General features: G+C 67.0%; 8 protein-coding genes. 6 read left to right on the top strand and 2 right to left on the bottom strand.

Annotated features, from left to right (window positions below; translation table 11 throughout):
* Positions 1 to 38 precede the first annotated feature (38 nt).
* The 6 genes from BMW75_RS21820 to BMW75_RS21795 all read left to right on the top strand — a co-directional run bounded on the left by BMW75_RS21820 (position 39) and on the right by BMW75_RS21795 (position 6,863).
* Positions 39 to 1,793, top strand: coding sequence for a PAS domain-containing sensor histidine kinase (locus BMW75_RS21820; protein WP_076521375.1), 1,755 nt, complete (start codon positions 39 to 41; stop codon positions 1,791 to 1,793).
* Positions 1,790 to 2,416 carry a response regulator transcription factor gene (locus BMW75_RS21815; protein ID WP_043545730.1) on the top strand — a complete coding sequence of 209 codons (627 nt, stop codon included), beginning with the start codon at positions 1,790 to 1,792 and terminating at the stop codon, positions 2,414 to 2,416. The genes BMW75_RS21820 and BMW75_RS21815 overlap by 4 nt, the downstream gene beginning before the upstream one ends.
* Complete coding sequence (gene folD / locus BMW75_RS21810; protein WP_092581832.1) at positions 2,413 to 3,264, top strand: bifunctional methylenetetrahydrofolate dehydrogenase/methenyltetrahydrofolate cyclohydrolase FolD; 852 nt, start codon at positions 2,413 to 2,415, stop codon at positions 3,262 to 3,264. The genes BMW75_RS21815 and folD overlap by 4 nt, the downstream gene beginning before the upstream one ends.
* Positions 3,265 to 3,544: 280 nt before the next feature.
* A complete protein-coding gene (locus tag BMW75_RS21805; protein ID WP_092581831.1) occupies positions 3,545 to 5,611 on the top strand; it encodes a M3 family metallopeptidase in 2,067 nt (688 codons plus the stop codon).
* 264 nt (positions 5,612 to 5,875) lie between these two features.
* Positions 5,876 to 6,490 (top strand): SCO family protein, encoded by a 615-nt coding sequence (locus BMW75_RS21800; RefSeq protein WP_076521378.1) that lies wholly within the window; start codon positions 5,876 to 5,878, stop codon positions 6,488 to 6,490.
* A gap of 121 nt (positions 6,491 to 6,611) precedes the next feature.
* A complete protein-coding gene (locus tag BMW75_RS21795; protein WP_076521379.1) occupies positions 6,612 to 6,863 on the top strand; it encodes a GlsB/YeaQ/YmgE family stress response membrane protein in 252 nt (83 codons plus the stop codon).
* Positions 6,864 to 6,962: 99 nt separating this feature from the next.
* Here BMW75_RS21795 and adeC read toward each other — a convergent pair whose 3' ends face one another.
* Entirely contained in the window at positions 6,963 to 8,468 is a 1,506-nt protein-coding gene (adeC, locus tag BMW75_RS21790) for an AdeC/AdeK/OprM family multidrug efflux complex outer membrane factor (RefSeq protein WP_139208578.1), read from the bottom strand.
* Positions 8,468 to 11,647: an efflux RND transporter permease subunit gene (locus BMW75_RS21785; protein ID WP_092581830.1), complete on the bottom strand. Its 3,180-nt coding sequence runs from the start codon at positions 11,645 to 11,647 to the stop codon at positions 8,468 to 8,470. Before BMW75_RS21785 ends, adeC begins: the two co-directional genes overlap by 1 nt.
* Positions 11,648 to 11,653 lie beyond the last annotated feature (6 nt).

Raw genomic sequence — 11,653 nt, 5'->3', positions numbered from 1 at the left:
CACGCACTAAAATGCGCGGTCTATCCGGCCCGAATTCCATGTCCAGCGCGCCCAAGTCCAACATTCCTACGCCTTTCCACGACCACGCCCGTACCCGGCGGCGCGGGGTGTACTGGGTCACGCCCGCGATGGTGCTGATCCTCTATATCTGTGTGATGGGCGTCTTCTTCTGGCTGCAGCGCATCCATGACGACAGCGTCATGTTTGTCACGATAGACCAGGAACTGCGCCAGCAACGCCTGATCTGGGTGGTGCTGGCGCTGTCCTGCGTCATCGTCATCAGCCTGCTGATGCTCTGGCGCTATACCCGCTTCCGGTCCACCGCCGAGGCCGCGCTCATCGCCGAAACCGGTTTCCGGCGTGCCATGGAGAACTCCATGTCCACGGGCATGCGCGTGCTCGACATGGAGGGCCGCATTGCCTACGTGAACCCCGCCTTCTGCCGGATGATCGGCTGGAACGAAGCCGACCTGATCGGCCGCAGCCCGCCCTTCCCCTATTGGGTGCCGGGCCGCCACGAGCAGCACCAGCACACGCTGGACGTGCTGATGTCGGGCAAGACGCCCAGCAGCGGCCTGGAGGTCGAGGCGCAGCGCCGCGACGGCTCGCGCTTCACGGCGCGCATGTATGTGTCGCCGCTGCTGGACCCCAATGGCAACCAGATCGGCTGGATGACGTCCATGACCGACATCACCGAGCCCAAGCGCATCCGCGAGGCCCTGACCGCCGCGCACGAACGCTTCATGACCGTGCTGGAAGGCCTGGACGACGCCATTTCCGTCACCGCCGACACCCACGACGGGCTGGAGCTGCTGTTCGCCAACCGCACGTACCGCCGCGTGTTCGGCGCGCAGACGGGCGGCCACGACGAACTCCTGGCCGGCCGCCGCGGCCGCTTCACCGACGAATCGGTCGAAGTCTTCGCGCCGTCCGTGCAGCGCTGGTTTGAAGTGCACCACCGCATGCTGGCCTGGACGGACGGGCGCCGAGTGCGCATGCAGGTGGCGCGCGACATCACCGAACGCCGCGGCCACGAGGAAGCGTCGCGCGTGCAACAGGAGAAGATCCAGCTCACCAGCCGCCTCACCACCATGGGCGAGATGGCCTCGTCGCTGGCGCACGAACTGAACCAGCCGCTGACGGCCATCGCCAACTACAGCATGGGCGCGGTGGCCCTGGTCAAGGCCGGCCACACCAGCCCCAACATGCTGCTGCCGGCGCTGGAAAAGGCCGCTTCGCAGGCCGAGCGCGCGGGCAAGATCATCAGCCGCATCCGCGAATTCGTGAAGCGCAGCGAGCCGCGCCGCCAGCGCGTGGCGATCGGCCGCATCGTCGACAACGCCATCGGCTTTGCCGAAATCGACGCCCGCAAGCGCCGCATCCGCATCGACAGCTTCGTGCCGTCCAACGCCCCGGACGTCCTGGCCGACCCCATCCTGATTGAACAGGTCCTGCTGAACCTGCTCAAGAATGGCCTGGAAGCCATGGAAAAGAGCGAGTCCGACGAGCTTAAGGTTGCCGTAATTCTGCACGAGCAGCATATCGAGGTGGCCGTGGTGGACCGCGGCCATGGCCTGGCCGAGCCCGAGCGCCTGTTCGAACCCTTCTTCAGCACCAAGTCCCAAGGCCTGGGCATGGGGCTGAACATCTGCCGTACCATTATTGAATCGCACCACGGCCGCCTGTGGGCCGACCCGAATCCCGCCGGCGGTACTATCTTCCGCTTTACCCTGCCCTGCGCTGCGACCCAGACGCAGGCCCAGAACGATCAGTCAGAGGAGTTGCACGCATGAACACGCCCCACCTGTCGAGCACGGTATTCATTGTTGACGACGACGAAGCGGTCCGCGATTCGCTGCGCTGGCTGCTGGAAGCCAACGGATATCGCGTTCGCGCCTACGCCAGCGGCGAATCTTTCCTGGAAGATTACGACGCCAGCCAGGTTGGCGTGCTGATCGCCGACGTACGCATGCCCGGCATGAGCGGCCTGGAACTCCAGGAGCAGCTCATCGCCCGCAATGCGCCGCTGCCCATCGTGTTCATCACGGGCCACGGCGACGTGCCCATGGCCGTGTCGACCATGAAGAAAGGCGCCGTCGACTTCCTGGAAAAGCCGTTCAACGAATCCGACCTGCGCGAGATCGTGGCGCGCATGCTGGAGCAGGCCACGCAGCGCGTGAGCAAGCACCAGGCCCAGAAGGACCACGAAGCCATGCTGGCGCGCCTGACCGCGCGCGAGCAGCAGGTGCTGGAGCGCATCGTCGCCGGCCGCTTGAACAAGCAGATCGCCGACGACCTGGGCATCAGCATCAAGACCGTCGAGGCGCACCGCGCCAACATTATGGAAAAACTGGAAGTGACTACCGTTGCTGATTTGATGAAAGTGGCCTTGGCCAAACCTGAGGCACATGCATGACCGCAAGGATTATTGACGGCGCGGCCCTGTCGCAGCGCATTCGCGAAGAAGTCGCCCAACGTGTTTCGGTCCTGGCCGACAAGGGCACCCGCCCCGGCCTGGCCGTGGTGCTGGTGGGCGCGGACCCCGCGTCGCAGGTTTACGTGCGCAACAAGGTCGCGGCCTGCGAGAAGGCCGGCCTGCATTCCGTGAAAGAGCAGTACCCTGCCGAGATGACCGAGGCCGAACTGCTGGCCCGCATCGAGGTCCTGAACCAGGATCCTTCCATTCACGGCATCCTGGTGCAGTTGCCCCTGCCCAAGCACATGGACGCCCACAAGGTCATCGAAGCCATCGCGGCCGAGAAGGACGTGGACGGCTTCCATGTCAGCAATGCGGGCCTGCTGATGACCGGCCAGCCGCTGTTCCGTCCCTGCACGCCGTATGGCGTGATGAAGATGCTGGAGGCCGAAGGCGTGACGCTGCGCGGCGCCGAGGCGGTCATCGTGGGCGCCAGCAATATCGTGGGCAAGCCCATGGCGATGCTGCTGCTGCAGGCGGGCGCCACCATCACGATCTGCAATTCCAAGACGCGCGACCTGGCGGCCCAGACCCGCCGCGCCGACGTGCTGGTCGTGGCCACCGGCAAGCCCGGCATGATCGACGGCTCGATGATCAAGCCCGGCGCCGTCGTCATCGACGTGGGCATCAACCGCGGCGCGGACGGCAAGCTGTGCGGCGACGTGGACTTCGCCTCCGCCAAGGAAGTGGCCGGCGCGATCACGCCCGTGCCGGGCGGCGTGGGTCCCATGACCATCGCCATGCTGCTGGTCAATACGGTCGAAGCGGCTGAACGGGCCGCTGGCTGAAGGCACGGGGGGGGGGGGGCCGCGCGGTGTCTGACACCGCGTGAGATGCGTTCCAGCCCGAACCATCGTTTCCCGGTGTCAGACACCGGCACCTGCCGATTTGCTGCAACTCGGTGCCTGACACCCGCCCCGAAACCCACCCCGAAACCCGCCCCGAAACCCGCCCCGGCGCGGCCGTCAGTCCGCACCTTGCGTTTGGCCGGATCGCCCCTACCTGATCCTTATCTCCTTTGCCGGCGCGCTGACCGCGCCGCCCGCCACCCTATAAGCCGGTAACACCATGACCCAGAACCCCCTGCTCGCTCCCGTTTCCGAACTGGTCGATTACGCGGCCGTCAAGCCCGGGCATATCGTGCCTGCCGTCGAGGAACTGCTGGGCATTGCCCGCCAGGCCGTCGACCAGGCCGCCGATCCCGCGCTCGCGCCCACCTGGGAGGCCGTGGTGGAGCCGCTGGATACCGCCTCCGAGCGGCTGTGGCGCGCCTGGTCGGTCGCCGGGCACCTGAACGCCGTCGTCAACACGCCCGAGCTGCGCGAAGCCTATAACGCCGCCCTGCCCCTGGTCACCGAATTCTCGACCTGGGTCGGGCTGCACGAAGGCCTGTACAAGCAATACCAGCGCCTGGCCGCCGCCCCCGATTTCGCGTCCTGGACGCCGGTGCGCCGCCGCATCGTGGAAATGGCCCTGCGCGATTTCCGCCTGAGCGGCGTCGAACTGCAAGGCGCGGACCGCGAACGCTATGCCGCGATCTCCGACCGCGAAGCCCAGGCCTCGCAGAAATTCTCCGAAAACGTGCTCGATTCCATCGACGCCTGGTCGCTGTTGGTCGAAGACGAAGCCCGCCTGGCCGGCATTCCGGCTGACGTGCGCGCCGCCGCCCGCGCCGCCGCCGAGGAAGACGGCAAGGCCGGCTGGAAGCTCACGCTGAAGATGCCCTGCTACCTGCCCGTCATGCAGTACGCGCAGGACCGGTCGTTGCGCGAGGCGCTGTACCGCGGCTACGGCACCGTCGCCTCCGAGCAGGGCGACGCCAAGTTCGACAACTCCCCGCTGATCGAAGAACTGCTGGCGCTGCGCGCCGAGGAATCCGGCCTGCTGGGCCTGGGCACCTTTGCCGCGCTGCGCCTGCAGACGCGCATGGCCCGCAACGCCCAGGAAGTCACCGTCTTCCTGCGCGACCTGGCCGCGCGCGCCAAGCCGTTCGCGCAGCGCGATCTGGCGGAACTGACGGCCTACGCGACCGGCGAACTGGGTCTGGACAGCCTGCAGCCCTGGGACGTGGCGTATGCCTCAGAGCGCCTGCGCGAGTCGCGCTACGCTTACTCGGAAGACGAGGTCAAGCAGTACTTCACCGAGCCCCGTGTGCTGGCGGGCCTGTTCGAGGTCATCGAGACCCTGTTCGGCGTGCGCCTGGCGGAAACGCCCGTGTCCTCGTGGCACGGCGACGTGCGCGGCGTGCGGGTGGAAAGCCCTGACGGCGCGCTCATCGGCCACCTGTACCTGGACCTGTACGCGCGCGCCGGCAAGCAGAACGGCGCCTGGGTGGACAGCGAACGCACGCGCCGCGTCGTGGCCGGCAAGGTGCAGACGCCCATCGCCTACCTGACGTGCAATTTCTCGCGTCCCAATGGCGACCGTCCCGCCGTGCTGACGCACGACGACGTCATCACCCTCTTCCATGAAACCGGCCACGCGCTGCATGCGCTGCTGTCCGAAGTGGACGAGCCCGGCGCCGCCGCGTTCGCCAGCGTGGAGTGGGATGCCATCGAGCTGCCCTCGCAGTTCATGGAGAACTTCTGCTGGGAATGGGCCGTGGTGCAGAAGCTGTCGGCGCATGTGGACACCGGCGAGCCGCTGCCGCGCGCGCTCTACGACCGCCTCGTTGCCGCGCGCAACTACCAGAGCGGCATGCAGACCGTGCGCCAGATCGAATTCGCCCTCTTCGACATGCTGATGCACGACCGCAGCAAGGGCGCGTCGATTTCCGAAGTGCTGGCCCTGCTGCAGGAAGTGCGCCAGGAAGTGGCGGTGCTGTTCCCGCCCGCCTGGCATCGCCTGCCGCACGCCTTCTCGCACCTGTTCGCGGGCGGCTATGGCGCGGGCTACTACAGCTACAAGTGGGCGGAAGTGCTGTCGGCCGACGCCTACGAGGCCTTTGAGGAGGCCGCCGCAAAACAGGCCGGCAACGCCCTGGGCACGCTGGACCCGGAAACCGGCGCGCGTTTCCGCCGCGAAGTGCTGGCCGTGGGCGGCTCACGCCCGGCGGCCGAGTCCTTCGCCGCGTTCCGTGGCCGCGCCCCGCGCATCGACGCGCTGCTGCGCCACAGCGGCATGACGGCGGGCTGACGACTGACTGCTGACTGCTGACTGCGGTCGGCGGTGTCAGCCCCCCCGGCGGTGTCTGACACCCTTGGAATGCTGTTGTTGATTGCAGAGCGCTTCCTGGAGGGTGTCAGACACCGCTTGACCGCCTGATACGGCCCGCCCCCGCGCGGGCCGTTTTTTCGACCGGCCCTTGCGCCCGCACAAGCCGCCGCGCCGCTGGCTGCGCCCGCGTGGACCCCAGCGGGTAGAATCCGGGAGGTTTACCCCTTTCCGGCTACTGGACCCATGCGACACCTGATTACCGGCCGCGCCTTTCGCGGACTGCTGTTGGCCTTGTGTGTGTTTCTCGCCGCCTGCGGCGACAGGAACGTGGACTGGACGCTCTATAACGTGAAGGGGCATCTGCCGGACCTGAAGTTCTCGCTGCCCGGCGCGGGCGGCAAGACGGTCAGCAGCGAAGACCTCAAGGGCAAGACGGTGCTGCTGTTTTTTGGCTACGCCAGTTGCCCGGACATCTGCCCCACGACCATGGCGCAGCTGACCGCGGTGCTGCAGAACCTGGGCGACAAGGCCAAGGACGTGCGCATCCTCTTCGTCAGCGTGGATCCGCACCGCGACACGCCGGACATCCTGCAGGCCTACGTCAATGCCTTCAACAACAACGCCATTGGCGTGACCGGCGACGAACGGCAGATCGCCGACCTGGCGCGCCGCTACCGCGTGGCCTACCAGATCGAAAAGCCCCGCCCCGGCGACGACGCCGACATGTACGAAGTGACGCACAGCCGCGGCGTGTACATTTTCGACAAAGACGGCCATGCGCGCCTGCTGGCGTCGGACACCGACAGCATCGAGGCGCTGACCAAGGACGTGCGCCAGCTCATCGACCTCACCTCCTGACGGGGCACGGCGCGAACCGGCCCGGGCAGGGTCTGCACACCAGTTGTTACAGCGACGGCGCGCGGGGCGTGGGTATCATCAGGCCACATCGCCCCCTTTTTTCCCTAACAGGAGTACGCGCATGAGCATCATCATCATGATCATCGTCGGGTTCATCGTGGGCCTGATCGCCCGCGCCATCATGCCCGGGGACCAGAACATGGGGATCATCATGACCACCATTCTGGGCATCGTCGGCGCCGTCGTCGCCGGCTTCCTGGGCCAGTCGCTCGGCTGGTATCAACCCGGCGAGCCCGCAGGCTGGATCGCATCCGTCGTGGGCGCGATCATCGTGCTGTTCGTGGTGGGCCTGATCGCCAAGAAGCGCACCTGACGTCCGCCGCCAGGCGGACAAAAAAACGGGCCGATCCTTGCGATCGGCCCGTTTTTTGTTGCTTGCGCATTTTGCTGCCTGCGCACCAAGCGCCGGGGATCAGCCCGCAGTCGCAGCCGGCGCGGTTGGCGTCGCCGGCGTCGCCGGCAGCCCGGCATTTGCCTCGGTGCGCTCGGTCCAGCCGCCGCCCAGCACCTTGTACAGCGTGACCAGGTTGGACAGGCGCGCCAGGCGCGTGTCCACCAGCGCCTGTTGCGACGAGTACAGCGAGCGCTGCGAATCCAGCACGCTCAGGTAGTCGTCGATGCCCTGGCGAAAACGTTGCTCAGAGGCGTCGTAGGCGCGCTGGTTGGCGTCCACGAGCAGGCGCTGGGCCTGGATCTGCTCGTCCAGCGTGCCGCGGCCCGCCAGCGCATCGGCGACTTCGCGGAATCCCGTCTGGATGGCTTTCTCGTACTGCGCCACCTGGATGTTCTTCTGCACCTTCGCCAGATCCAGCCCCGCCAGCAGCGAGCCGCCCGCGAAGATCGGCACGGTGATCTGGGGCACGAAACTCCACGCCCCCGAACCGCCCTCGAACAGGCCGCCCAGGCTGGCGCTGGCGGTGCCTGCCGAGCCGGTCAGGCTGATGGTCGGAAAGAACGCCGCGCGCGCCGCGCCGATGTTGGCGTTGGCGCCCTTGAGCTGATGTTCGGCCGCGCGGATGTCCGGGCGGCGCGCCAGCAGGTCCGACGGCAGGCCGGCGGGCAGCGCGGTCGGCAGCATGCCGTCGTCCAGCGTGGTCGCGCCGTCCAGCGCCGCCGTCATCTCGGGAGACAGGGGCTGGCCCACCAGCAGCACCAGCGCGTTGCGGTCCTGCGCCGCCTGGCGCGTGTATTGCGACAGGTTGCGCTGGGCCGTGCGCAGCGACACCTCGGCCTGGCTCAGGTCCAGCGCCGTGGACAGGCCCTGGTCGTAGCTCTGCTTGGTGAGCTGGTAGGAATCTTCCTGGCTCTTGAGCGTTTCGCGCGTCAGGCTCAGCAGTTCCTGGTCCGCGCGCAGCGTCAGGTAGGCGTTGGCGACCTCGGCGATCAGCGTGAGCTGCGTGGCCGTGCGGGTCTCGTCCAGCGCCAGGTAGGATTCCAGCGCCTGCTCGCTCAGGCTGCGGATGCGGCCAAAGAGGTCGAGCTCCCAGGCGGACATCGCGGCGCCGACCTGGTAGCTGTGGCTGGTGCTGGCCTGGCCGCTGGGCGACAGGTCGGCCGGCGTGCGCTGGGCCGAGTTCTGGCCCGCCACGCCGATGCTGGGCGCAAGGTCTGCCCGCTGGATGCGGTACTGCGCGCGCGCCGCCTCGACGTTCAGCGCCGCCACGCGCAGATCGCGGTTGTTGGCGAGCGATTGCTCGATGAGCTGTTGCAGCAGCGGATCGCCGAAGAAGTCGCGCCAGCCGATGTCGGCCACCGCCCGTCCGCCCGGCGCGGCCACCTGGGCCGCGTTGTAGGCGGCGCCCGTGGGATAGGCCGCGTCGATGGGCGCGTCGGGACGCTCATACGTGGGGGCCAGCGAGCAGCCCGCCAGGGCCGCCGCCAGGGATACAGACAGCAAGGTTCTCATCTGGAGTTTCATTACGGTTGACCCTCCGCCGGCACGTCGTGCGCGGTCTTGGCGCTGGTGTCGTGCTTGTCGACGTTTTCGCTCATGCGCTTGACCTTGAACACGCGCAGCATGATCACGAAGAAGGCCGGGACGAAGAAGATGGCCAGGAAGGTGCCGGTCAGCATGCCGCCGATCACGCCCGTGCCGATGGCGTTCTGGCTGCCCGACCCCGCGCCGGACGAAATGGCCAGCGGGGTCACGCCCAGGATGAACGCCAGGGACGTCATCAGGATGGGACGCAGGCGCTGGCGCGCGGCGTGGATGGCCGATTCCGTCAGGCTGGCGCCCGCCTCGTAGTGCTCCTTGGCGAACTCCACGATCAGGATGGCGTTCTTGGCCGCCAACCCGATGGTCGTCAAGAGCCCTACCTGGAAGTACACGTCGTTGGACAGGCCCCGCAGCATCGTGGCAAGCAGCGCCCCGATGATCCCCAGCGGCACCACCAGCATGACCGCGGACGGAATGGTCCAGCTTTCATAGAGCGCCGCCAGGCACAGGAACACGACGATCAGCGAGATCGCGTACAACGCGGGCGCCTGGGCGCCGGACAGGCGTTCTTCGAACGACAGGCCGGTCCATTCGAAACCGACGCCCACGGGCAGCTTGGCCGCCAGGCGTTCCATTTCCTCCATCGCCGCGCCCGAGCTGTAGCCCGGCGCCGCCTGGCCCTGGATGTTGTAGGACGGCACGCCGTTGTAGCGGTTCAGCTTCTGCGGGCCGAAGCTCCAGGTCGCCTTGGAGAAGGCCGAGAACGGCACCATGTCGCCGGCGCTATTGCGCACGTACCACTTGTTCAGGTCTTCCGGCAGCATGCGCGAGGAGGCCTCGCCCTGCGCGAACACCTTCTTCACGCGGCCGCGGTCGATGAAGTCGTTGACGTACGACGAACCCCATGCGGTGGCGAGCGTGCTGTTGATGTCCGAGACGGCCACGCCCAGGGCGCGCGCCTTTTCGCGGTCGATGTCCAACTGGTACTGCGGCGCGTCTTCGATGCCGTTGGGGCGCACGCCCACCAGCACCGGACTCTTGGCCGCTTCGCCCAGCAACTGGTTGCGCGCGGCAAGCAGCTTTTCGTGGCCCACGCCGGCGCGGTCCATGAGCTGGAAGTCAAAGCCGGTGACGTTGCCCAGTTCCATCACGGAGGGCGGCGGCACGACGAACATCTGCGCGCGGCGCTCGGTCTTGGCGAAGTGGGCGTTGGCGCGCGCCGCCACGGCGCCGGCCTTCAGGCTGGCGTCGCCGCGTTCTTCCCAGTCGCGCAGCTTGATGAACAGGATGGACGCGTTCTGGCCGCGGCCGCCGAAGTTGAAGCCGTTGACCGCGAACACCGACGTGACCGCGTCCTTTTCCTCGGTCAGCAGGTAGTTGGTCGCGTCGTCGATGACGGCCTTGGTGCCTTCGGCGGTGGTGCCGGCGGGCGTCTGGATCTGGGCAAACAGGATGCCCTGGTCTTCGGCCGGCAGGAACGCGGTCGGGATGCGCGTGAACATCCAACCCATCGCGATGACCAGCGCCAGATACACCACCATCAGCCGCTTGGTGCGGTTCAGGCCGCGCGCCACGGTGTTGGCGTAGCCGTTGCTGCTGCGCTCGAACGTGCGGTTGAACCAGCCGAAAAAGCCCTTCTTGGCGCCATGATGGCCCTTGGGGATGGGCTTGAGCATCGTCGCGCACAGGGCCGGCGTGAAGACGATGGCCACGATCACCGACAGCACCATGGACGACACGATGGTGATGGAGAACTGGCGGTAGATCACGCCGGTGGAGCCGCCGAAGAACGCCATGGGGATGAACACGGCGGCCAGCACCATGGCGATGCCGATCAGCGCGCCGGTGATCTGGGTCATGGACTTGCGGGTGGCCTGCTTGGGGGATAGCCCTTCCTCGGCCATGACCCGCTCGACGTTTTCCACGACCACGATGGCATCGTCCACCAGGAGGCCGATGGCCAGCACCATCCCGAACATGGTCAGGGTGTTGATGGAAAAGCCGAACGCCGCCAGCACGCCGAACGTGCCCAGCAGCACCACCGGCACGGCCAGCGTGGGGATGAGCGTGGCGCGGAAGTTCTGCAGGAAGAGGTACATCACCAGGAACACCAGGATGATGGCCTCGACCAGCGTCTTGAACACTTCATGGATCGACAGGCTGACGAACGGCGTCGTGTCGTACGGATAGACGACGTCCATGCCCGGCGGGAAATACGGCTTCAGGTTGTTGATGGTGTCACGCACCGCCTGCGCCGTGTCCAGCGCATTGGCGCCCGGCGCCAGCTTGATCGCCAGGCCCGCGGCGGGCTTGCCGTTGTAGAAGCTGTCGATGGCGTAGGTCTGGCCGCCGAGTTCGATCGTGGCGACATCGGCCAGGCGCACCTGCGAGCCGTCGGTGTTGACCTTGAGCAGGATGCGGCCGAAATCCTCGGCCGTTTCCAGGCGCGACGGCCCGATGATGGTGGCATTGAGCTGCTGGCCGCGCACGGACGGCAGGCCGCCCAGCTGCCCGGAGGACACCTGGACGTTCTGCTCCTTGATCGCGGTGGTGACGTCGACCGTGGTCAGTCCGTAATTGACGAGCTTGGCCGGATCCAGCCAGATGCGCATCGCGTACTGCGAGCCGAACAGCTGGAAGTCGCCCACGCCCTGCGTGCGGCTGATGGGATCCTGGATGTAGGACGCGACGTAGTCGGCCAGGTCGTCCTTGGTCATCGTGCCGTCGGTGGACACGAAGCCCGCCACGATCAGGAAGTTCTTGGTGGCCTTGGTGACGCGGATGCCCTGCTGCTGCACTTCCTGCGGCAGGAGCGGCTGCGCCAACGACAGCTTGTTCTGGACCTGCACCTGGGCGGTGTCGGGGTTGGTGCCCTGCTTGAAGGTCAGCGTGATCGACATGCTGCCGTCGGAGTTGCTTTCCGACGAGATGTACTGCAGGCCGTCAAGGCCGTTCATCTGCTGTTCGATCACCTGCACCACGGTGTCCTGCACGGTCTGCGCGGACGCGCCCGGGTAGGTCACCGCGATGCCGATGGCGGGCGGGGCGATATTGGGGTACTGGGCGACCGGCAACTGCAGGATGGACAGCGCGCCGGCCATCATCAGCACGATCGCGATCACCCAGGCAAATACCGGCCTGTCGATAAAAAACTTTGCCATGCATGG

The sequence above is a fragment of the Achromobacter sp. NFACC18-2 genome (assembly GCF_900108985.1).
Lineage (GTDB): Bacteria > Pseudomonadota > Gammaproteobacteria > Burkholderiales > Burkholderiaceae_B > Achromobacter.
Note: the sequence above shows the minus strand (reverse complement) of the source record. Positions and strands in the feature narration are given on the sequence as shown.

Coding starts and splice junctions, on each gene's coding strand:
- BMW75_RS21795 (WP_076521379.1), top strand. CDS start 6,612: ATGAGCATCATCATCATGATCATCGTCGGGTTCATCGTGGGCCTGATC.
- BMW75_RS21800 (WP_076521378.1), top strand. CDS start 5,876: ATGCGACACCTGATTACCGGCCGCGCCTTTCGCGGACTGCTGTTGGCC.
- adeC (WP_139208578.1), bottom strand. CDS start 8,468: ATGAAACTCCAGATGAGAACCTTGCTGTCTGTATCCCTGGCGGCGGCC.
- BMW75_RS21815 (WP_043545730.1), top strand. CDS start 1,790: ATGAACACGCCCCACCTGTCGAGCACGGTATTCATTGTTGACGACGAC.
- BMW75_RS21820 (WP_076521375.1), top strand. CDS start 39: ATGTCCAGCGCGCCCAAGTCCAACATTCCTACGCCTTTCCACGACCAC.
- BMW75_RS21805 (WP_092581831.1), top strand. CDS start 3,545: ATGACCCAGAACCCCCTGCTCGCTCCCGTTTCCGAACTGGTCGATTAC.
- folD (WP_092581832.1), top strand. CDS start 2,413: ATGACCGCAAGGATTATTGACGGCGCGGCCCTGTCGCAGCGCATTCGC.
- BMW75_RS21785 (WP_092581830.1), bottom strand. CDS start 11,647: ATGGCAAAGTTTTTTATCGACAGGCCGGTATTTGCCTGGGTGATCGCG.